This window comes from Parvularcula maris, from assembly GCF_024505085.1.
GTDB classification, from domain to species: domain Bacteria; phylum Pseudomonadota; class Alphaproteobacteria; order Caulobacterales; family Parvularculaceae; genus Parvularcula; species Parvularcula maris.
The window spans coordinates 331,951-350,104 of record NZ_JANIBC010000001.1 but is presented as its reverse complement, the minus strand read 5'-3'; the positions used below and the strand labels follow the sequence as shown (position 1 = coordinate 350,104).

General features: G+C 67.0%; 24 protein-coding genes. 14 read left to right on the top strand and 10 right to left on the bottom strand.

Annotated elements, in window-relative coordinates; genetic code table 11:
* Positions 1 to 6: 6 nt before the first annotated feature.
* The 4 genes from hisH to NOG11_RS01635 are packed head-to-tail and all read left to right on the top strand — an operon-like array spanning position 7 to position 2,439.
* Positions 7 to 627, top strand: a complete 621-nt coding sequence (gene hisH, locus NOG11_RS01650) for an imidazole glycerol phosphate synthase subunit HisH (protein WP_256617887.1) — start codon at positions 7 to 9, stop codon at positions 625 to 627.
* Positions 624 to 1,352 carry a 1-(5-phosphoribosyl)-5-[(5-phosphoribosylamino)methylideneamino]imidazole-4-carboxamide isomerase gene (gene hisA / locus NOG11_RS01645; protein WP_256617886.1) on the top strand — a complete coding sequence of 243 codons (729 nt, stop codon included), beginning with the start codon at positions 624 to 626 and terminating at the stop codon, positions 1,350 to 1,352. Before hisH ends, hisA begins: the two co-directional genes overlap by 4 nt.
* Positions 1,349 to 2,116: an imidazole glycerol phosphate synthase subunit HisF gene (hisF, locus tag NOG11_RS01640; RefSeq protein ID WP_256617885.1), complete on the top strand. Its 768-nt coding sequence runs from the start codon at positions 1,349 to 1,351 to the stop codon at positions 2,114 to 2,116. The genes hisA and hisF overlap by 4 nt, the downstream gene beginning before the upstream one ends.
* A 5-nt stretch (positions 2,117 to 2,121) precedes the next feature.
* Entirely contained in the window at positions 2,122 to 2,439 is a 318-nt protein-coding gene (locus NOG11_RS01635; protein ID WP_370468213.1) for a phosphoribosyl-ATP diphosphatase, read from the top strand.
* A gap of 33 nt (positions 2,440 to 2,472) precedes the next feature.
* On the opposite strand, the gene NOG11_RS01630 is transcribed toward NOG11_RS01635, so the two are convergent.
* Entirely contained in the window at positions 2,473 to 3,135 is a 663-nt protein-coding gene (locus NOG11_RS01630; RefSeq protein ID WP_256617883.1) for a hypothetical protein, read from the bottom strand.
* Between the two features lie 55 nt (positions 3,136 to 3,190).
* Here NOG11_RS01630 and NOG11_RS01625 point away from each other — a divergent pair, with 55 nt between their 5' ends.
* Complete coding sequence (locus NOG11_RS01625) at positions 3,191 to 4,048, top strand: helix-turn-helix domain-containing protein (RefSeq protein WP_256617882.1); 858 nt, start codon at positions 3,191 to 3,193, stop codon at positions 4,046 to 4,048.
* On the opposite strand, the gene NOG11_RS01620 is transcribed toward NOG11_RS01625, so the two are convergent.
* Positions 4,045 to 5,046 carry an adenosine kinase gene (locus tag NOG11_RS01620; RefSeq protein WP_256617881.1) on the bottom strand — a complete coding sequence of 334 codons (1,002 nt, stop codon included), beginning with the start codon at positions 5,044 to 5,046 and terminating at the stop codon, positions 4,045 to 4,047. The genes NOG11_RS01625 and NOG11_RS01620 overlap by 4 nt on opposite strands.
* Between NOG11_RS01620 and NOG11_RS01615 the strand changes: the two genes are divergently transcribed.
* Genes NOG11_RS01615 through NOG11_RS01605 form a run of 3 tightly spaced genes read left to right on the top strand, consistent with a single transcriptional unit; the run spans position 5,045 to position 8,445 of the window.
* Positions 5,045 to 5,479 carry a hypothetical protein gene (locus NOG11_RS01615; protein ID WP_256617880.1) on the top strand — a complete coding sequence of 145 codons (435 nt, stop codon included), beginning with the start codon at positions 5,045 to 5,047 and terminating at the stop codon, positions 5,477 to 5,479. The two genes, NOG11_RS01620 and NOG11_RS01615, sit on opposite strands and share 2 nt — an antisense overlap.
* Positions 5,480 to 5,536: 57 nt before the next feature.
* Positions 5,537 to 7,297, top strand: coding sequence for an AmpG family muropeptide MFS transporter (locus tag NOG11_RS01610; RefSeq protein ID WP_256617879.1), 1,761 nt, complete (start codon positions 5,537 to 5,539; stop codon positions 7,295 to 7,297).
* Positions 7,294 to 8,445, top strand: coding sequence for an AI-2E family transporter (locus NOG11_RS01605; RefSeq protein WP_256617878.1), 1,152 nt, complete (start codon positions 7,294 to 7,296; stop codon positions 8,443 to 8,445). The genes NOG11_RS01610 and NOG11_RS01605 overlap by 4 nt, the downstream gene beginning before the upstream one ends.
* 156 nt (positions 8,446 to 8,601) lie before the next feature.
* Here the strand turns inward: NOG11_RS01605 and NOG11_RS01600 are convergent, their stop codons facing one another.
* Both NOG11_RS01600 and NOG11_RS01595 read right to left on the bottom strand, forming a co-directional pair.
* Positions 8,602 to 9,351 carry a WecB/TagA/CpsF family glycosyltransferase gene (locus tag NOG11_RS01600; protein ID WP_256617877.1) on the bottom strand — a complete coding sequence of 250 codons (750 nt, stop codon included), beginning with the start codon at positions 9,349 to 9,351 and terminating at the stop codon, positions 8,602 to 8,604.
* Positions 9,348 to 10,247: a hydrogen peroxide-inducible genes activator gene (locus NOG11_RS01595; RefSeq protein WP_256617876.1), complete on the bottom strand. Its 900-nt coding sequence runs from the start codon at positions 10,245 to 10,247 to the stop codon at positions 9,348 to 9,350. The genes NOG11_RS01600 and NOG11_RS01595 overlap by 4 nt, the downstream gene beginning before the upstream one ends.
* A 131-nt stretch (positions 10,248 to 10,378) precedes the next feature.
* Between NOG11_RS01595 and NOG11_RS01590 the strand changes: the two genes are divergently transcribed.
* Both NOG11_RS01590 and ahpD read left to right on the top strand, forming a co-directional pair.
* On the top strand, positions 10,379 to 10,924 hold the full coding sequence (locus tag NOG11_RS01590) for a peroxiredoxin (RefSeq protein WP_305888869.1): 546 nt from the start codon (positions 10,379 to 10,381) through the stop codon (positions 10,922 to 10,924).
* A gap of 163 nt (positions 10,925 to 11,087) precedes the next feature.
* Positions 11,088 to 11,621 carry an alkylhydroperoxidase, AhpD family gene (ahpD, locus tag NOG11_RS01585; RefSeq protein WP_256617874.1) on the top strand — a complete coding sequence of 178 codons (534 nt, stop codon included), beginning with the start codon at positions 11,088 to 11,090 and terminating at the stop codon, positions 11,619 to 11,621.
* A 121-nt stretch (positions 11,622 to 11,742) separates the two neighbouring features.
* Here ahpD and NOG11_RS01580 read toward each other — a convergent pair whose 3' ends face one another.
* Genes NOG11_RS01580 through NOG11_RS01570 form a run of 3 tightly spaced genes read right to left on the bottom strand, consistent with a single transcriptional unit; the run spans position 11,743 to position 13,046 of the window.
* Complete coding sequence (locus NOG11_RS01580) at positions 11,743 to 12,045, bottom strand: hypothetical protein (protein ID WP_256617873.1); 303 nt, start codon at positions 12,043 to 12,045, stop codon at positions 11,743 to 11,745.
* Positions 12,038 to 12,559 carry a hypothetical protein gene (locus NOG11_RS01575; RefSeq protein ID WP_256617872.1) on the bottom strand — a complete coding sequence of 174 codons (522 nt, stop codon included), beginning with the start codon at positions 12,557 to 12,559 and terminating at the stop codon, positions 12,038 to 12,040. The genes NOG11_RS01580 and NOG11_RS01575 overlap by 8 nt, the downstream gene beginning before the upstream one ends.
* A 13-nt stretch (positions 12,560 to 12,572) precedes the next feature.
* Complete coding sequence (locus tag NOG11_RS01570; RefSeq protein WP_256617871.1) at positions 12,573 to 13,046, bottom strand: flagellar basal body-associated FliL family protein; 474 nt, start codon at positions 13,044 to 13,046, stop codon at positions 12,573 to 12,575.
* A 102-nt stretch (positions 13,047 to 13,148) separates the two neighbouring features.
* Here NOG11_RS01570 and fliF point away from each other — a divergent pair, with 102 nt between their 5' ends.
* The 4 genes from fliF to NOG11_RS01550 are packed head-to-tail and all read left to right on the top strand — an operon-like array spanning position 13,149 to position 16,754.
* Positions 13,149 to 14,672, top strand: a complete 1,524-nt coding sequence (gene fliF / locus NOG11_RS01565) for a flagellar basal-body MS-ring/collar protein FliF (RefSeq protein WP_256617870.1) — start codon at positions 13,149 to 13,151, stop codon at positions 14,670 to 14,672.
* A complete protein-coding gene (locus tag NOG11_RS01560; RefSeq protein WP_256617869.1) occupies positions 14,669 to 14,944 on the top strand; it encodes a FliM/FliN family flagellar motor switch protein in 276 nt (91 codons plus the stop codon). The genes fliF and NOG11_RS01560 overlap by 4 nt, the downstream gene beginning before the upstream one ends.
* The gene (fliP, locus tag NOG11_RS01555) at positions 14,941 to 15,684 is read left to right on the top strand and encodes a flagellar type III secretion system pore protein FliP (protein ID WP_256617868.1); all 744 of its coding nucleotides are present in this window, start codon (positions 14,941 to 14,943) and stop codon (positions 15,682 to 15,684) included. The genes NOG11_RS01560 and fliP overlap by 4 nt, the downstream gene beginning before the upstream one ends.
* Complete coding sequence (locus NOG11_RS01550) at positions 15,684 to 16,754, top strand: FliG C-terminal domain-containing protein (protein WP_256617867.1); 1,071 nt, start codon at positions 15,684 to 15,686, stop codon at positions 16,752 to 16,754. The genes fliP and NOG11_RS01550 overlap by 1 nt, the downstream gene beginning before the upstream one ends.
* Here NOG11_RS01550 and NOG11_RS01545 read toward each other — a convergent pair.
* From NOG11_RS01545 to NOG11_RS01535, 3 genes are read right to left on the bottom strand one after another with little or no spacing between them, the layout of a single operon-like run.
* Positions 16,732 to 17,061 (bottom strand): hypothetical protein, encoded by a 330-nt coding sequence (locus NOG11_RS01545; protein WP_256617866.1) that lies wholly within the window; start codon positions 17,059 to 17,061, stop codon positions 16,732 to 16,734. The genes NOG11_RS01550 and NOG11_RS01545 overlap by 23 nt on opposite strands.
* Positions 17,058 to 17,846 carry a hypothetical protein gene (locus NOG11_RS01540; protein ID WP_256617865.1) on the bottom strand — a complete coding sequence of 263 codons (789 nt, stop codon included), beginning with the start codon at positions 17,844 to 17,846 and terminating at the stop codon, positions 17,058 to 17,060. The genes NOG11_RS01545 and NOG11_RS01540 overlap by 4 nt, the downstream gene beginning before the upstream one ends.
* Positions 17,846 to 18,103 (bottom strand): spike base protein, RCAP_Rcc01079 family, encoded by a 258-nt coding sequence (locus tag NOG11_RS01535; protein WP_256617864.1) that lies wholly within the window; start codon positions 18,101 to 18,103, stop codon positions 17,846 to 17,848. Before NOG11_RS01535 ends, NOG11_RS01540 begins: the two co-directional genes overlap by 1 nt.
* Positions 18,104 to 18,154: the final 51 nt, after the last annotated feature.

Genomic DNA, 18,154 nt, shown 5'->3' with positions numbered 1-18,154 from the left:
CACGCCATGCAGACGGTGTGTTTGATCGACTACGGCGCGGGGAATTTGCACTCAGCCCGGCGCGGCCTGGAGCGGGCGGCGGGGGTGAGCGGCCTGCGGATCGTCGCCAGCGCGGAGCCCGAGGCGATCCGGTCAGCCGACCGGCTCGTCCTGCCCGGCGTCGGCGCTTTCCGAAGCTGCATGGAGGGCCTGCGTGCCCGCCCCGGCGCCAAGGAGGCCATCGGTGAGGCAGTGGCGCGCGGCACGCCTTTCCTCGGCATCTGCGTCGGCATGCAGCTTCTGGCGGACCGGGGGCTGGAGCATGAGGAAACGCAAGGATTGGGACTTATCCCCGGCATGGTGAGAGAGCTTAAAGTGGGCTCCCTCCGCCTGCCCCATATGGGCTGGAACGACGTCGCCTCCTCCCGCCCCTCTCCGCTTGTGCCTAAGAACAATGATGCCTATTTCGTACATAGCTTCTGTTTCGATACGGAGGATGAGAGCGACGTGATCGCCACGTGCGCCTACGGTGAGCAGTTCGCCGCTGCCGTACAAAGAGAAAACGTGGCTGGTGCCCAGTTCCACCCTGAGAAGAGCGGACCCTACGGCATGGCGTTCCTGGCGAACTTCCTGGGGTGGCGGCCATGACCAGCTTCGAACTCTGGCCCGCCATCGACCTCAAGGGCGGCAAGGCCGTACGCCTCCTGCGCGGCGACATGGCCACGGCCAAGACCTATGCGGACGATCCTTCCGCCCAGGCGAAGAGCTTCGCGGGTAAGGGGTTCACGAACCTTCACGTGGTGGACCTAGACGGCGCCTTCGCGGGCGAGCCCGCCAATGCCGAGGCGGTGAAGCGTATCCTCGGCGCGACCGATGCCCGCGTGCAGCTCGGCGGCGGCATCCGCACCCTTCAGACAGCGGAGGAGTGGCTGAAGCTCGGCGTCGCGCGGGTGATCCTCGGCACGGCGGCGGTCAAGGATCCCGACTTTGCGAGGCGCTGCATCAAGGCCTTCCCGGACCAGGTCGTGATCGGCATCGACGCCAAGGACGGCATGGTCGCCACCGAAGGCTGGGACGACGCCAGCACCCTGTCCGCGGCGGAGGTGGCGGGCCGGTTCGAAGGCCTGGGCGCGGCGGCCATCGTCTACACGGACATTCAGCGCGACGGCGCGCTACAGGGGCCGAATGTCGAGGCGACGAAAGCTTTGGCCGAGGCAACTTCTATCCCGGTGATCGCCTCCGGCGGCATCTCCTCCGTAGGCGATCTTCAGGCCTTGGCTGCGACCAAAGCCATTCGCGGCAGCATCATCGGCAAGGCGCTATACGAGGGCCGCTTCACCCCTGCCGAAGCCATCGCGGGGGTGCGCTCGTGACCCTCAAGACACGGATCATCCCCTGCCTGGATGTGAAGGACGGGCGTGTGGTCAAGGGCGTGAGCTTCGTCGGGCTTCGCGATGCAGGCGACCCGGTGGAGGCCGCGGCGCGCTATGCCCGCGAGGGGGCGGACGAGATCTGCTTCCTGGACATCACCGCCAGCCATGAGGACCGGGGTACGCTTTTGGACACCGTGACGCGCACTGCAGAAGAGGCGCTCTGTCCCCTGACGGTCGGCGGCGGCGTGCGCTCGGCGGAGGACATGTTGGCGCTCTTACGGGCGGGCGCGGACAAGGTGGCGATCAACTCCGCCGCCGTGAAGCGTCCCGAAGTGCTCACCGAGGCGGCCCTCGCTGCTGGCTCGCAATGCGTGGTCTGCGCTATCGACGCGAAGATGGTGGCGGAGGGCCGCTGGGAGATCTTCACCCATGGCGGGCGGAAGCCAACCGGCATCGACGCCGTCGAGTTCGCTCAGCTTGCGGAGGAGCGGGGGGCGGGGGAGATCCTCCTCACCTCCATGGACCAGGACGGCGTCCAGAACGGCTATGATAACGAGCTGCTCCGCGCAGTGACGAACGTAGTTGGTATCCCGGTCATCGCCTCGGGCGGGGCGGGAACGCTAGATCATCTCAGCGACGCCGTCACCGAGGGGGGCGCATCCGCCGTGCTGGCGGCCAGCATCTTCCACTTCGGCACCTACTCCGTGCGCGAGGCGAAGGAGGCGATGATGGAGAGGGGTATCCCCGTGAGGAAGACATGGTGAGCCGCATCGGCGAGGCGCTCGACGTGCTGACCGCCCGCATCCACGCGCGCCGGGGCGACGATCCGGAGACGTCCTACACCGCCAAGCTCCTCTCCCAAGGCCGGGAGAAGGCGGCGAAGAAGCTCGGCGAGGAGGGCGTCGAGGCGGCCATCGCCGGCGCCAAGGGCGACCGCGCCGAGCTGATCGCCGAGAGCGCGGACGTCCTCTACCACCTCGCCGTCCTTCTGGAGGCCAACGGCACCAGCCTCAACGCCGTCGCCGCCGAGCTCGACCGCCGGGCCGGGGTCTCCGGTATCGAGGAGAAGGCGAGCCGCAAGAGCTGACCGCGCCCCTGGGCGGCCAGCTCTTGCGGGAGTTCATCTCGCCCGGCGGCGCAGCACGCCGGCGACGCCGAGCGGGAAGAGAAGCGCAGCGGCGGGCACTGGAACTTCCGAAACCAGGAAGCCGACATTGTCCAGGCCGCTCTCCCTGTTAGTGTTCTGGCCGACCTCGGTTCGGAAGATCACCGCGGCCACATCCCCCACCACGTCGGCGAAGCTCGACGAGCCGCTACCGTCCAGAAGTGTCCACACCGATGCGTCGGTCAGCGATGCCGACCTCGCCGTCCAGACGTTCAGCGGGATCAGATCGGTGTCAAAGACGAAGGTCGTGCCGTCCTGACCGACCAGGAAGAGTCGCTGGGAGAACACGCGGTTCAACCCGTCGAAGTCGATCTCGTCCCAGACGATCGCGCCCTTTCCCGACAGGTCGCCGGTGAAGGCATCGGACGCCTTGACCAGGATCGTACCTTGCTGCGGGGCGAGATCGTTGGTCAGGAGGAAGCGCCCCGGATTGCCGCCCGCCGCGTTGACGATCTCCGCGCCGACGAAGCTCGTACCGGTGAAGCTCGACAGGTCGAGGGAGTTCGACACCAGGAAGCCTTGCGTGGTCCCGTCCTCGAAGTCGGCGATGATCTGCGCCGCGTTGGCGCTGGCCGCGCCGCAGAGAAGCGCCGCAGCGCCTGCAATAAACCGTTTCATTTTCGCCCCGTTTGCTAATGCTTCATCAATACAAAGACATTGTGGGGAGGCTGTCTTGAAGAAAGGCGACAACAGCGCTGAAAGCACCTACCGCGCCACCTCCGCCGATCCGGCGCTGGCGGGCTATGCGCGGCGCCTGATGACCGCCGACATCCAGGCGGGAGCGGGTTTCCGGCAGCAGGTCTGGCCGACCGGCTTCTTCTATATCGGCGTGATCCTGGAGGGACGCATCACGGCGCGTTGGGAGGGAGCCGAGCTGACCCTGACGGGCGGCGAGGCGCATTTCTCCGGGCAGATCGGTCGCCAAACGGCTAGGTTGGAGACGGAGGGGCCGCTGCGCCACATCCTCCTCGAGCTAAACCCCGACGCCCCCTACCGTTTGTTCGGCCACCGCGGCGCAAGAAGCGTGGGACGGGTCCTCGACATCGGATCGGCCGCAACGGGCCTTCCCGAGGAAGCGCGGCGACAGGTGCTCGCCGCCGCCTCCGAGGACAGCACGGGGCGGGCCGCGGAGAAGCTGCAGGCGGCCATGAAAGCGCTCATCGAGAAAGCGAAGCCCGCCCCCGAGCCCTTCCGTTCCGCCTGCGATCTGTGGGAAGAGGAGGGCGGGCGGCTACCGGTCAGCATGGTCGCCGATCGTCTCGGCACCACCCAGCGGACCATGGAGCGTCAGTTCGCCGACCTTCTGGGTCTGACGCCCAAGACCTATGCGCGCATCGTGCAGATGGCCAACGTGGCAGGGGCGCTGCAGCGCGGCGAGCCCCCCGTGCTGGCGGCCCTGGCAACGGAGATGGGTTTCGCCGATCAAGCCCACTTCACGCGGGTGATGCGCGCCTTCTTCTCGCAGTCTCCTAGAGACTTCCTCGGCGCCGAGGACGACCTTCTAGCCTCCTTCGTCGCACGCTCCCGTTAGCCTCGGTCGATCAGCCCCTTTTTCTGGGCTAGCTCCTTGAGGCTCACTTGCGGGCGCGGTCCCATATGGGAGATCACCTCCGCGGCGCAGAGGCTGCCGAGCCTGCCGCAGTCCTGGAGCGGCTTGCAGGTGGTGAAGCCGTAGAGCCAGCCCGCCGCATAGGCATCGCCCGCGCCGGTGGTGTCCACGAGCTGCTTGGGCGGGATGGCGTCCACCTTCTCGATGTCCCCTTGCGGACCGAAGACGAGGCTGCCCCTCTCGCTCATGGTGACCGCGCCCCAGAGGCCGTAGCCGCGCATCGCAGTCGCTGCTTCCATCGGATCGTCGAGCTCGGTCAGCATCGCCGCTTCGTCCTGGTTGGCAAAGACCATGTCCACGGTGTCTTTCAGGAACTCGCGGAGGGGTTCGAGCTGGCGCTGCACCATGCCCGCGTCGGAGAGCGTCATGGCAACGAAGCGGCCCGACTTCTTCGCGCGCGAGGCTGCCTCGACGCAGGCTGCGCGTGCATGGGGGGCCTCGAAATTATAGCCTTCGAGGTAGCAGATCTGGGCGGTCTCGAAGTCGCCGTCCTGGATGTCCTCGGGGCTGAGCTCACCGGCGGCGCCCAGATAAGTCGCCATGGAGCGCTCGGCGTCGGAGGTCACCGCGATCAGGCAGCGGCCGGACGGCAGGGCATCGGTGACGGCGGGGGTAGTGAAGGTGATGCCGAGATCGGTGAGGGACTTGCGGTAGATGTCGCCGAGCTCGTCCTTAGCCACCTTGCCGACGAACCGCGCCGTGCCGCCGAGGCTGGCGAGGCACGCGCAGGTGTTGGCCGCCGAGCCGCCAGCCACGCGAACCGTATCGGTGAAGGCCGAGGTGATCTCCCTCGCCTTATCCGTGTCGATCAGCACCATGCCGCCCTTGGGAATTGCATGGTCGGCAAGAAAGGCTTCATCGACGTCGGCGAGGACATCGACTATCGCATTACCTAGCGCTGCAACCTGGATATCGGCCATGAAGAAACCTCTCTCGACGAAGAGCCCGGTTAGAGGCGGACTGCCGTTCTTGTCCATCCTCTTCGCGGCATCGCTGGCCGCCTGTACGACGCCGACCGGCGGCAGGGACACCGGCGCAGGCCGGGCGGACCCCCTGGGCGAGCTGATCGGGCGGGAAGCGGGAACGAACGAAGAGGCCCCCGCCCCCGCAGCCCTCGGCCCCGCTGCCGAGACCTTCATCGGCGCGCCGGTGGGTACGCTGGAGGCGGCTCTGGGCTCGCCCGCCCTGACAAGGCGCGAGGGCGCCAACGAGTTCCGCCGCTACGACCTCGAAGACTGCCGCGTCTACGCCGTGGTCGCCCCGGCGGGGGGCAATGTGCAGACCGTTTCCGCGGGGCCGCTCGTCGCCGGCAAGGCCGCACCCGACTTCAGGGTCTGCACCGCCGGGCGCTAGCTCCCGTTAACCCTAGGTGAGTTGTTTGGTAAGGGTGCCGGGGCCAAGGTCCCGGCCATGAGCGATACACAAGCTGCCCAGGCCCCTGCCGAACGCCCGCAAGGCTGGCTGATCGAAGCCGTCCGGCCCTATACCAAGCCTGCGATGGCGGCGATGCTGCTGCTCGGCTTCGCCTCGGGTCTGCCGCTCTATCTCGTCTATCAGAAGACCTCCTACTGGCTGCGCATCGAAGGCATCGAGCGCTCGACCATCGGTTTCTTCTATCTCGTGGGGCTCTTCTACTCCTTCAAGTTTCTCTGGGCACCGATCATCGACAAGCTGAAAGTGCCGCTCCTCGGCGCGAAACTCGGCCACCGGCGGTCCTGGATGATCGTGGCCATTGCCGGGACGGTGGCGGGGCTGTCGGTCATAGCCACCGGCGACCCTTCCGAGACCCTGGTGCCGATCACCCTGGGCGCGATCCTTCTGGCATTCTCTGGCGCGACCTTGGACATCTCGATCGATGCCTGGCGGATCGAGAGCGCGCCGACGGACCAGCAGGCCAACATGGCTGCCTCCTACTCGCTGGGCTATCGCGGTGCGCTGATCTTCTCCGGGCTCGGCCTCATCATCGGCGACCAGGCCAACTGGAACGTCAGCTTCCTCTTCATGGCGGCCAGCATGGCCGTGACCGGCGCGCTGGTGCTCCTGGTCAAGGAGCCGGACGTGCCGCGCGGGAAGCGGAGCCTCGCCCGCAAGCCCTGGCTGGCCGGTCCGGCCCAGGCCTCGGCGGTGGCGGTCGGCCTCTTCTGCCTGGCGGCGCTGCTTCTGAGCTTCATCGGCGGCGAGACCCGGTGGGGCGGTTTCGACCCCAAACTGATCGTCCACGCGCTGGTGCTGGTAGCCCTCGCCTGCCTCGTTCTGGGCGAGCGGGTCCTGCGGGGCACGAAGATGGCCCTGCGCGACCGGCTTGTCATCGGCGCGGTGGGTGCCGGGTGCGTCTACGCCGTCCTGCCGATCCTCGGCGTGCTCGGCGACACAGCCAAGGCGGTCGGGCCGCTGTTCCTTCTTCTGATGCTGGCCTTCGTCCTGGCACCTCTCATCATCACGGTGGTTCACCTGTCGGGGAACGTCCGAAAGCTGAGCGACCAAGAAGCCGAGGCCGAGCCGCGGGGGCGGCTCTTCGAGCTTTTCGGCGAGCCGTTCCGTCAGGTCCTGAACCGCTTCGGCCCGCCCCTCTTCGCCATCCTCGCCCTGGTCATGCTCTACCGGCTGTCCGACTTCACCATGGGGGTGATGGCGACCTCGCTCTACGCCGATCTCGGCTATGACGGCACCACGGTGGGCACGCTTCAGTCCGGCCCCGGCGTGCTGGCCACCTTCATAGGCCTGTTCCTCGGCGGGCTCGCGGCGCATAGCTTCGGGCTGATCCGCAGCATGATGATCGGCGCGCTCCTCACCCTTCTCACCAATGGCGCCTATGCCTGGTTCGCGAGCGTTGCCACCGGGAACGATCCGCAGGTGCTGGCGCTGGCGATCTGTGCTGACAATGTGGCGGGCGGCTTCGTCACCACGGTCTTCATCGCCTACCTGTCGAGCCTCGTGGACCCGGCCAACGCCGCGACCCAGTACGCGCTCTTCAGCTCTATCTACGCCACCATCAACAAGTTCGCCGCCTCCTATTCGGGCGTCATGGCGGACACGCTGGGGTGGGTGAACTTCTTCCTGCTGACCGCAAGCTACGCCATCCCCGCCGCGCTGCTGGTGGTGCTGGTCGCGTTCCTCACCAAGCGCTACCCGCCCAAGGCCATTCCCGCCGTCCAAGGAGCGCCTGCGTGACCACCCCCCTTACCCGCGATGCCCGCCGCCCGCGCCGGTCGCTGGCATCCTTCTTCTTCGGCGTGGCGATCTTCGTCCTGATCGGCTTCATCCTGTGGATCGGCCAGGGGGTGCTGATCCCCCTCGTCATCGCCGCGTTTCTCAGCTTTCTGATCGTCACGGTGAAGCGCGGCATCGACCGAGCGCCGGGTGTGGGCAAGCGGCTGCCCGAGGCGGTGAGCTTCGCCCTCTCCTTCGGCGTGATCGTGCTGATCATGTTCCTCCTCGCCGCGATCATCCGCAACAATATCGAGGCCGTGGTCGCCGCAGCCCCAAGCTACTCCGCCCGCCTCATCGAGATATGGCGGGAGCTGACGAGCTTCACCGGCAGCCTGCCCTTCGGCGCGGACATCCAGGCAGGCCTCGCCAATCTCGAGAACAACCTCGTGGAGATGATCGGCGGCTATGCGGGCGATGTCGCGACCATCGCGCGCGGCGTGGTGGGCGGCCTGATCACGGTTCTTCTCTACACAGTCTTCATCCTGGCTGAGCGGGGGCGGGTGCTGAACAAGATCGTCAAGATCGCAGGCCCCCACGGCGCCGAGCACGTGGTCTCCGAGGTGATCGAGGACATCCAGGTCCTGGTGCGCACCTATATATCGGTGAAGACCCTCACCAGCCTCACCGTCGCAGCGATCTCCTTCGTCATCATGGCGCTTTTGGAGATCGATTTTGCGGGCTTCTGGGCGCTTCTCATCTTCGCGCTGAACTTCATCCCCGTGATCGGCTCGATCATCGCCGTCCTTCTGCCGACCTTCCTGGCGCTGGTGCAGCCGGGGGGAGGCCTCGGCCTCTTCATCCTCACGGGCGTGCTCTTGACGGCGGCGGAGCAGCTCGTTGGCACGCTGATCGAACCGCGCATGATGGGCCGATCGCTCAACCTGTCGCCGCTGGTGATCCTCATCAGCCTCGCCGCCTGGGGCTCCCTCTGGGGGATCGCGGGCGCCTTCCTCTGCGTGCCGATGACCGTGGCCCTGATGATTATCCTGGCACAGTTCGAATCGACGCGGCCCGTGGCGGTGCTTCTGTCGGACAATGGCGAGGTCGAGCCGCTGAAGCGCGGCGAGCCGGGGAAGACCAAGGCCGGCGGGAAAGCGCTGAAGGCTTAACCATCCGCCGTCATCCCGGCCGCAGCGAAGCGGAGAGCCGGGATCCATGGACTGCCTGGGTAAGCATGTCCAGCGGTTCGCCTGTAGTTGATGCCTACGACCATGGGTCCCGGATAATCCCCGGATCAAGTCCGGGGCTTTCCGGGATGACGGTAGCTACCCCCGCTCCCGTGCGGCGGCCATCATCAGTCCGGGGAGCGCTACGAAGTTACCGGCGTAGCGCTTGCGCAGCTCCGGCTCGTTCCACGCCCTGTAGGCCCATTCGAAGCCGGTCTTCGCCAGCACCTCGGGTGCCTCGACGGTGGCACCCGCGACATGGCGGACCACGGCGCCGAGATGGCTGATGACCGGCACGCCGAGGCTCTCCCGGTTGCGCGCGATCCACGCCTGCCCCTTGGCAGCGCCCAGGGCCAACACCAGAATATCCGCGTCCATGGCTCGCACCGGGGTAAGGTGCTCCTCCGCGCTCAGCTCCTCCACCGAGCCGTGACCGGGGTTGTAGCCGCCCGCGCCGATCAGCGGGCCGGTCTCCTCATTGAGGACTTTCGAGGCGTCCTCCGCCTCCGTCCCCTCCCCGCCGAAAAAGCCGACGCGCAGCGTCCCGGCGCAGCCCTCCCTCAGCCTGCGGAAGAGCTCGACCCCGGTGACCCGGTGGGGCAGCGGCTTGCCCGCAATCTTGGCGAGATGCATCACCGGGGCGCCGTCGCAGGTGACGATCTCGGAGGCATGGATGTGCCCCATGAACACCTCGTCGGTGCGGCTCATCGCGACCCAGTCGAGGTTCGCCGTGGAGATCCAAAGAGGCGAGCGCTCATCGGCGGCGCGGCGCACCTCGGCGCAAATCTCCTTTACCGAGAGCGTGGAGAAGGGTATGCCCAGCACGGGCAGGGTGGGAAGCTCTGTCATGCGAGCGCCTCCTTCAAGACAGGTGCCAGGGCCTCGGCCTCTTCGGCCCGGCGGGAGGAGCCCCGCCAGGCGAGGCCGATATCGCGCTTCGGCGTGCCGCCATCAGGGTCCTCGAGAGGGCGCACGGCGAGCCCCTCGGCCAGACCCTGGTCAATCGCCATCTTCGGCAGGAGCGTGATGCCGAGCCCCGACTTCACCATCTGCACCAGGGTGAAGAGGCTGGTGGCGGCGAAGCTGCTGCTCAGCCGCTTGGGCAGGGAGCATGCCGAGAGCGCGTGGTCGCGCAGGCAGTGGCCGTCCTCCAGAAGGAGGAGCTGGCGGCCCAGAAGCTCCTCGGTCTTCACCGCTTCCCTCTCGGCCAGCGGATGGTCGTCCCTGGTGACGAGAAGGAAGGGGTCCTCGGCGAAGGTCAGGCTGTCCATCCGCTCCTCGTCCACAGGCAGCGCCAGCACCGCCATGTCGAGCTGGTCGGCGCGCAAGAGCTCCAGAAGCCCCGCCGTCAGGTCCTCGCGCAGATAGAGCTTCAGCGCCGGGAAGCTCTCCCCCACCAGCGGCATGGCGGCCGGCAGGATGAAGGGGCCGATGGTGGGGATCAGCCCGAAGCGGTAGTCCCCCTCAAGGAGCGGTTTGGTGGTGGAGGCGGCGCGCACGAGGTCCCGCGCATCGGCGAGAAGCTCGGCGGAGCGGCCCCGCACCTCCTCCCCGGCGACCGTGAGGGTGAAGCTCTGTGCCCTTCGGTCCACCAGCGGCGCGGCCAGGATCGCCTCCAGCTCCTTGATGCCCGAGGAGAGGGTGGACTGGCTGACGAAGCAGGTCTCCGCCGCGCGGCTGAACGAGCCGGTGCGGCAGAGCGCGTCGAAGAACTGAAGCTGACGCAGGGTGGGAAGGGCCGACATGCTTCATCGATAAAACCGATGACGGAAGACTACAATATCAATTTGCCAACAGCGCCCGCGTGGTCCATCTCCCACCCATCGGCGGACAGGACCTCTTCCGCCGCAACGCACAGACCTTACTGGAGAACTCAATGCTAGGTGTCGGCGACCGTATCCCTGACTTCAAAGTGACCGGCGTGAAGCCGAAATTCATGCAGCACGAGCAGAACGGCGAGAGCGCCTTCGAGGAGCTCACCCAGGACAGCTTCGAGGGCAAGTGGAAGGTCATCTACTTCTACCCGAAGGACTTCACCTTCGTGTGCCCGACCGAGATCGCCGAGTTCGGCCGTCTGGCCGCCGAGTTCGAGGACCGTGACGCCGTGGTGCTGGGCGGATCGTCTGACAATGAGTTCGTGAAACTGGCCTGGCGCCGCGATCACGCCGACCTCGCCGAGCACCCGGCATGGCAGTTCGCCGACACCACCGGCAGCCTGATCGACGGTCTCGGCATCCGCTCGGAAGAGGGTGTCGCCCTGCGCGCGACCTTCGTCGTCGACCCCCACGGCACGATTCAGCATGTTTATGTAAATAATCTCAGCGTCGGCCGGAACCCGCAGGACACTCTGCGCGTTCTCGATGCACTTCAGACGGATGAGCTCTGTCCCTGCAACCGCCCTCTCGGCGGTGACACGCTCTAGAAGTCGAAGTTAAAACGAGTTCGCACCTGCCCTGCCCCTAGCGAACCCGTTTTACGAAGCGTCGGCTCGGATACCTTCCCCCCTGCCCTGATGTCCGAGCCGGCGCTTCCCACCCCCCCTCCGGGGCCACCCCCATTTTCCCATAGCTTTCAAGGAGGACCGCATGTCGCTCGAAGCGCTGCGAAGCCAGCTCCCTGCCTACGCCAAAGACATCAAACTGAACCTCGGCAACCTCGCCTCCGAGGAGATCCTCGACACCCAGAAGCGCTGGGGCACGTTCCTTTCCTGTGCCGTGGCTGGCCGGAACCCGGCGGTGATCCAGGCCATCGCGGCGGAGGCCGAGAACCACCTCTCCCCCGAGGCGGTCACCGCCGCCAAGGCCGCCGCAGCCATCATGGGCATGAACAATGTCTTCTACCGCTTCGGCCACGAGGCGGGGAACGACGTCTACAAGACCCTGCCCGCGAAACTGCGCATGCAGGTGATCGGCAACCCCGGCGTCGACAAGGCCGATTTCGAGCTCTGGTGCCTCGCCGTCAGCTCGATCAATGGCTGCTTCATGTGCGTCGACGCCCACGACGCAGTGGTGAGGAAGGGGGGCATGACCTCGGAGCAGGTCCAGGCCTCCGTCCGCATCGCCGCCGTGGTTCAAGCTGCCAGCGTGACGATGGACGCAGAGGCCGCGCTGGGGTCTTAGAGGCCTCCATAGCCCTCGTCATCCCGGCCGAAGAGCCGGGATCCAGGAACCGATCCTTTCTTCCATCTGAGCGCTTCGGTCCATGGGTCCCGGATAGACCTTCGGTCTTCCGGGATGACGGTCAGGGAGAGGCGTTGGCGTCGGCAGCATCGTCGCCTCTCTTTGTGCGCATCGCCAGCAAAGCCTCCGCCCGCTCCTTCGGCAGCGCCGCAAGAAAGGCTGCAGCCTCCTCCGGGTTCAGACGATCGAGCAGCACCGCCAGCTCGGCGGACACGTCATCGCGCGGGGAAGGGGAAACCTCCTCGCTCACCGCCGGAGGTGCCGATCTCAGCTCCTTCAGCATCGAGGCCGGACCCTCGAACCGCCCCGCCGCCCCGATCAGGAACAGGAGGGTCAGTGTCCACAGAACGCCGCGCTCACCCATGGACGGCCTTCAGGAACGGGTTCTCGTCCATTCGCTCGGGCGTGCCCTCGTGCAGCGAACGAGCGCGGGCGGGCGTTCGGCGCGGGGCGCGCGGGGGTGCAGGCTCGGCCATCGAGCTCGCCAGCCTGGAGAGCGACTGAACATGCTCCTCCGCCTGCTGAAGAAGTGGGGCGATGGCCTGCTCGGTGACCAGCCGTGCCTCCTGCATCCTTCGGGTCTGGTAGGCGACCTGGCCGTCGGCGCTGTCGAGCATGTCCTCGACTTCGTGCCGTGCCTCGGTGACCTGGAGAAGGCGGCCGTCCAGCTCCTCGATCTCCGTGCGGACCTGCTCCTTGAGGTCCGCGAGCGCCGCCCTCGCCGATTTGGTGGCCTCGGTCATCTGGTCGATCGACGTTTTGAGGCCCTTCTTGTTGGCGCTCAACGCCCTGATCTCCCGCCGCAAGGTCAGACAGTAGAGGCCGCTGCCGAGCGCCGCCATCAGGACTGCGCAGTCTGTGTAGGGACTGATATCCATGTCCGTGCCCCTTCTAGAGGATGATGAACTCGGTCAGGAGAAGCGCCCCGCACTTCTCGCCGAACCGGGTCTTGGCGGTGGTGGTCAGCTCGTCCCGCAGGTAGCGGAAGCCGCCGCGTGTCCTCAGCTTCTCCGTGTCCAACTCATAGACCACGGCCAGGAACTCGTCGCGCAGCTGCAGCTTCTCGGCCAGGACGTCGTCCGGCACCTTGGTGTCGATCGCCACGGCGAAGCGCAAACGCAGGCTGCGCGCGGTGCTCTGACCGGGCAGGGCCACGACGAAGGGCTCGAAGACCACGACCTCGCTCTCCCCCTTGGCCTTCTTTTTCTTGGCGGGAGCCGCATGGGCCTTCTGCGCCGCCTCGGGCATGCCGGGGAAGCCGGAAAGCGCCGCCCCCCCAATACTCAACAGGCTGACGGAGGCGAGAACGGCGCCGATGGTCAGGCGTCGTCTTCCAAGGGGTTTCGAGTTGGCCTTCGGCTGCATGATACACTCCCAGATGGTATAGCCTCACTATTGCTACCAGAGGTAAACCGTCCGTTAAGAAAGTGCTCACCATAACAACCCGGAGGTTGTGGAGGGCAGGGCATGCAAGCCGTCATCGACCGGGCCATGGGGCTCGACAACAAGACCAAGATATCCGCGGCGGTCAGCACCGTGGCGGTGGCCGGGGTGCTGGCGCTGACGCTGCCCATGGCGCTGAAGCCGCAGGAGGCGCTTCTCTTCGCCGGGCTGGACAGCAAGACCGCCGGTGAGATCACCCTGGCGCTGGACGGCGAGGGGGTGGACTATGAGGTGAGGGGCGAGCGCATCTACGTGCCCGCCAAAGAGCGCGACCGCCTGCGCCTGAGCCTCGCTCAGCAGAACCTTCCGGGTGCGGCGGGTGAGGGCTACGAGCTTCTCGATAGCCTGGACGGCTTCTCCACGACCTCCGAGATGTTCAACGTCACCTACTGGCGCGCCAAGGAGGGGGAACTGGCGAGGACCCTTCTCGCCATGCCCAATGTCACGGCGGCGCGGGTTCATATCGGTACGGAGGAGCGCAGCCCCTTCGGCCGCAGGCGCGAAGAGCGGACGGCCTCCGTCACCCTGACCACCAGCTCCATGCTCTCCGCCGAGCAGCTTCGGGCGGTCAGGCATCTGATGGCGCTATCCGTACCCGGTATGCTTCCTGAAAACGTCGCCGTGGTTGATACGGTGCGCGGTCTTCTGCACTCGGATGCCGAGAACGGGCTCTCCGGCGGCAGCGCGGCGAAGGAGATCGAGGGCGCCCTTCTCACCATGCTGGAGGCTAGGCTCGGTGCGGGGAATGCTCGGGTCAACGTGGCTCTGGAAAGCGTCAGAAAGCGCGAGGAGATCGCCAGCAGCACGGTCGATCCGGACAGGACGGCGGTCCTCTCCCGCTCTCGCGAGGAGAACAAGCGCGCCGAGGAGGGAAGCGCCGGAGCGGTGACCATCGCCTCAGACCTTCCCACCGGCGAGACCGGCGAGGAGGATGGTCCGCGCACCACCGATGAGGGCGTGCGCGAGGACGTTACCTACGCCGTCAGCACCACGAACCGTAAAGTCGAGCTGCTGCCCGGCGGGATCGAGCGGCTGTCGGTCGCGGTGTTGATCAACGAGGCGGCGCTGGGCGAGGCGCCTACGAATGAGCTGCGCGAGGCTGAGCTGGCCAGTCTTCGCACCTTGATCGCCACCGCCGCCGGCATCAGGCCAGAGCGCGGCGATGTGGTGACGCTGGAGGCCATGGCCTTCGACCTTCCCGAGGAGGCGGCGGGCACACCGCCTGCGCCTGCGCAGAAGAGCCCTTTCCCCCTCCTGCCCGCAGCCGGGGTAGGGGTCGCTGCGCTTCTCTTTCTCCTGTTCGTTCTCAGACCGCTCCTGGGGCGGAAGAAACCGGCGGCGGACGGGGCCATCATCGGCGACCTGTCCATGCTGCCCGCCGACACGGCCACCGGCACGGACCTCACCGCCCCGGTAGCCGAGCCGCAGGCCCTCCCCGCCCCCGCCGAGGACCCCGTCGGCAAGCTCCGTGAACAGAGCGCGAAGCGGCCCGAAGATGCCGCCGCCCTCCTCAACTCCTGGCTCGATCAGAAGGAAACCGCCGCATGACCAGCGAGACCTCCCCCTCTCCCCTCGAACACCTTCTCTCCGACATGCCTGTCGAATTGTCAGTCAGGCTCGGCTCGGCCAGCATGACCATGGCCGACCTACTCGCCCTCACCAAAGGCTCGGTGCTGGAGCTGGCCGAGTCCGCCGAGCGGCCTCTCGAGCTCTGCGCTAATGGCAGCGTCATCGCCCGCGGCGAGCTGGGCGAGGCGGAGGGCGACCGGGGGCTCTTCCTGCGCATCACCGAGCTGAGCGGCACGGCGGAGGCCACATGACCAGGCTCTCTATCCTCTCCCTCATGGTCCTCGCGCTTCTCAGCGCACCAGCTTCCGCCCAGGAAGCCGTACCCGCCGCCCCGGCCATCGACGCTTTCGTCGAAGACACGGTTGGCCTGCGCCAGGCCGTCGTTCCCACCGTGCTGCTCGTCACGCTACTGAGCATCGCGCCGGGCATCCTGATGATGGTGACGTGCTTCCCCTTCATCGCCATCATCTTCTCCTTCATCCGTCAGGGGCTCGGGCTTCAGACCGCGCCGCCAGCCATGATGCTGACGAGCCTCGCCATCTTCCTCACCTGGTTCATCATGGAGCCGGTTTTCCAGGACGCGTGGAGCGTCGGTATCAAGCCGCTCCTCGACGGCGAGCTGGTGGAGACGGACGCGATGGCAGCCGCTGCGAAGCCCTTCGCCGCCTTCATGGAAACCCGCGTGTCGGAGGATACGCTGAGGCGCCTGGCCGACGCCGTGGACCGTCCGCTGGCGGATGGTAAGCCCGCCGAGCTGTCGCTCCTCGTGCCCTCCTTCATGCTGTCGGAGATCACGAGAGCCTTCCAGATCGGCTTTGCCGTATTCCTCCCTTTCTTGATCGTCGACCTCGTCGTCGCCTCCGTCCTTATGGCGATGGGCATGATGATGGTCCCCCCGGCGGTGGTCGCCCTTCCCTTCAAGCTGGCCTTCTTCGTGCTGGCGGACGGTTGGGTCGCGATCACCGAAGCCCTTTTGAAAGGCTATAGCTGATGAGCGAGACCAACGAGCTGAGCGTGCTGACCCCGCCGCAGCGGGCCGCCGTCATCCTGTCGCTATTGGGCGAGAGCGAGGCCCGTCTGGTGGCAAGCCACTTCGACCACGGAAGGGTCGACAGGGCGGTCGACGCCTTCCGCTCCCTACCCATGGTGTCCCAGGAGGAGGTGCTGCGCACGGTCGAGGATTTCAACCACGTGCTGAGCAGTGCCCTCCCTGTCATCTCCGGCGGCGCCAAGAAGGCGGCCGTGCTGGCGAAGACGCTGGCGCCACCGACCCCTCTCCTCGCTCCCCCCGAGGACGCCGAGAACGACGAGCCGGGCTCCCTTGCCGAGGATGCGGGCGAGGACGCGGTCTGGGCCTATCTCGCCAAGATGCCGCCCGCCAAGCTGGGCCGCCTCCTCGGTGACGAGCGCCCGGCCCTGATCGCTGCCGCCATCCGTCGGCTGCCCGACGAGGCAGGCGAGACGGTGCTGGGGCAGCTCGAGGACGACAAAGCTTGCGAGGTGGTTCACCTCATCATGACGGCCAAGCCCCTGGCCGAGAAGACCCTCGGCGCCGTCACCGAAGCGCTGCGGCGTCAGGCGTTGGCGATCCCCTCGGGGGCGGGCCTTCAGCGTGATCCTAAGAAAAAGGCGGTGCACGTCATCAACGCCGCGTCCCCTGCGCGGCAGGTGGTGCTGCTGGAGGCGCTTCGAAAGTCCGCCCCCGACCAGCTCAAGGCGGTCGAGGACCAGATCCTGCGCTTCGCCACCCTACCCGACCGCCTGCCGCGGACGGCAGTGCCGCTTCTCTTCCGCGAAATGGACGGCAAGGCACTGGATCGGGCGCTGCAATACGCAAAGCAGACCGACCCGCAGACGGCGGAGTTCCTACTCTCCTGCATCTCTCAGCGCCTTGCCGGTCTGGTCAAGGACCGCATCGCCGACCTGCCCCCCCTCACCGAAGAGGACGGCGAGGAGGCGCAGGCCCAGGTCATGCGCAACCTGATCCGCTGGGCGCAGGAAGAGCGCTTCGCGTTCAAGCTGCCCCCGGCGGACAAAACTAGTCCGCCTGAGGAGGGGTGATGCGCTGGAGGCCTTTTGCCTCGAGCGCCTCCTGGAAATGCCCGGCGGCGCTGGCTCTCACGCTCACGGTCAGATGCGCCAACACGGCGGTGAAGTCCGGGCCTGCGTCCCTCCTACCCGTCAGGAGGTCGGCGAAGTCCTGCCTGGCCCAACTGTGCAGAGCGTAGTGGGTGGCGGGTTCCGCACCATCGGGCGAGAGCGCGACGGTGTACTCGTGGTCCGTGTACCCTAGGCTACGGCCAGCCTCCTCGGCCATCGGCCTGTCCTCGGCCGCGACGATCAGAACGATGGAGTGGTTGTAGCTCATGCGCTGCTCCCTTGCCGCGCCGCTACCCAGGCGGCGGCGTCCTGCCTCTGCTGCTGCGTAGGCGGTGCTTCAGTATACGCCACCAGGCCGAACAGGGCTGCGTCGGTGGCGGCGCGAGGCGGCACCCTTTGGTCGCCCAGGACGAGGGCGCTCGGCGCGGTGACGACCGGGGAAGAGGCCACTTTGCTCTTCTGCGCGGAGCCCTCGAAGGTGAGGCCGAAATCGGCTCCATCGGCCCGGATCTCCCCCGCCACGCTACCGGCAACCGTGTTGTCGGCGAGATAGACCTGCGAGCCGCTGTCCAGAAGAGCCTGGGTGACGACATAGGGCCTGAACCGAGCGAGCACGTTGACCTTGCCGTCTGGGTACTGACAGCCGATGAACGAGCCGCTGCCGAACTGCTCGGCGGCGAAGAACAGCGACCAGGACGGCCCCAGCGTCATGCTGGTGACGACGAGGGCATCGTCCACGCCGTCGAAGCGCAGGGCCGGTTTGCCGCCGATTAACTCGAGTCGTGGCCGCCCCGCATCGCTCGCCGCCACCGCCTCGTGGCCGTTGCCGGAGATGTCGGCGATCCGCCCCACCACGTCGCCGATCCCCGGTGCAGGGCCGGAGCCGTCGCGGGCGACGCTCATCGAGGCGAAGTCGGAAGGGTCGAACTGGAACCCCTTCTGCCCGCTCGCGAACAGGGTCGAGGCGGGCGGCGGAGGCGGGGGCGGAGGTGGTGGAGGCGGCGCGCTGCCGCCCGGCGGCAGGCGTCCGCCGAGGGAGAGGCTGAGCCGCATCAGGCGAGGCCGACAATGCCCGTAGCGCTCGTCCCCGTGCTGAGCACATGGGTGGCGAGGATCGCGTACTGCACTCCCGGCTGCAGGGCCGGCAAGGTCACCTGGTCGCCGCCCACGGTAGTGACCGCCACGTCCCCGGCGGAGGCGACCATCAGCCCCCTGATCGGCGTCATTAAGGACGCAGTGCCAGGGGTCACGGCAAACCCCCGCGAGGGCGGGCTCTCCAGCCCCGGCTGCAGCGTGGACAGATCAGTCATCGAAGCGCTCCTTCAAGCTAGCGAAAGCCAGAAGGATAAGTCCGCTCACGA

Bases quoted from the DNA above. Each gene is read 5' to 3' on its own strand.
- NOG11_RS01570 (WP_256617871.1), bottom strand. From the start codon at position 13,046: ATGCAGCCGAAGGCCAACTCGAAACCCCTTGGAAGACGACGCCTGACC.
- NOG11_RS01545 (WP_256617866.1), bottom strand. From the start codon at position 17,061: ATGAGCTACAACCACTCCATCGTTCTGATCGTCGCGGCCGAGGACAGG.
- ahpD (WP_256617874.1), top strand. From the start codon at position 11,088: ATGTCGCTCGAAGCGCTGCGAAGCCAGCTCCCTGCCTACGCCAAAGAC.
- NOG11_RS01620 (WP_256617881.1), bottom strand. From the start codon at position 5,046: ATGGCCGATATCCAGGTTGCAGCGCTAGGTAATGCGATAGTCGATGTC.
- NOG11_RS01580 (WP_256617873.1), bottom strand. From the start codon at position 12,045: ATGGGTGAGCGCGGCGTTCTGTGGACACTGACCCTCCTGTTCCTGATC.
- NOG11_RS01595 (WP_256617876.1), bottom strand. From the start codon at position 10,247: ATGTCGGCCCTTCCCACCCTGCGTCAGCTTCAGTTCTTCGACGCGCTC.
- NOG11_RS01590 (WP_305888869.1), top strand. From the start codon at position 10,379: ATGCTAGGTGTCGGCGACCGTATCCCTGACTTCAAAGTGACCGGCGTG.
- fliP (WP_256617868.1), top strand. From the start codon at position 14,941: ATGACCAGGCTCTCTATCCTCTCCCTCATGGTCCTCGCGCTTCTCAGC.
- hisH (WP_256617887.1), top strand. From the start codon at position 7: ATGCAGACGGTGTGTTTGATCGACTACGGCGCGGGGAATTTGCACTCA.
- NOG11_RS01610 (WP_256617879.1), top strand. From the start codon at position 5,537: ATGAGCGATACACAAGCTGCCCAGGCCCCTGCCGAACGCCCGCAAGGC.
- NOG11_RS01600 (WP_256617877.1), bottom strand. From the start codon at position 9,351: ATGACAGAGCTTCCCACCCTGCCCGTGCTGGGCATACCCTTCTCCACG.
- NOG11_RS01560 (WP_256617869.1), top strand. From the start codon at position 14,669: ATGACCAGCGAGACCTCCCCCTCTCCCCTCGAACACCTTCTCTCCGAC.
- hisA (WP_256617886.1), top strand. From the start codon at position 624: ATGACCAGCTTCGAACTCTGGCCCGCCATCGACCTCAAGGGCGGCAAG.
- NOG11_RS01630 (WP_256617883.1), bottom strand. From the start codon at position 3,135: ATGAAACGGTTTATTGCAGGCGCTGCGGCGCTTCTCTGCGGCGCGGCC.
- NOG11_RS01615 (WP_256617880.1), top strand. From the start codon at position 5,045: ATGAAGAAACCTCTCTCGACGAAGAGCCCGGTTAGAGGCGGACTGCCG.
- NOG11_RS01540 (WP_256617865.1), bottom strand. From the start codon at position 17,846: ATGCGGCTCAGCCTCTCCCTCGGCGGACGCCTGCCGCCGGGCGGCAGC.
- NOG11_RS01550 (WP_256617867.1), top strand. From the start codon at position 15,684: ATGAGCGAGACCAACGAGCTGAGCGTGCTGACCCCGCCGCAGCGGGCC.
- fliF (WP_256617870.1), top strand. From the start codon at position 13,149: ATGCAAGCCGTCATCGACCGGGCCATGGGGCTCGACAACAAGACCAAG.
- NOG11_RS01575 (WP_256617872.1), bottom strand. From the start codon at position 12,559: ATGGATATCAGTCCCTACACAGACTGCGCAGTCCTGATGGCGGCGCTC.
- NOG11_RS01535 (WP_256617864.1), bottom strand. From the start codon at position 18,103: ATGACTGATCTGTCCACGCTGCAGCCGGGGCTGGAGAGCCCGCCCTCG.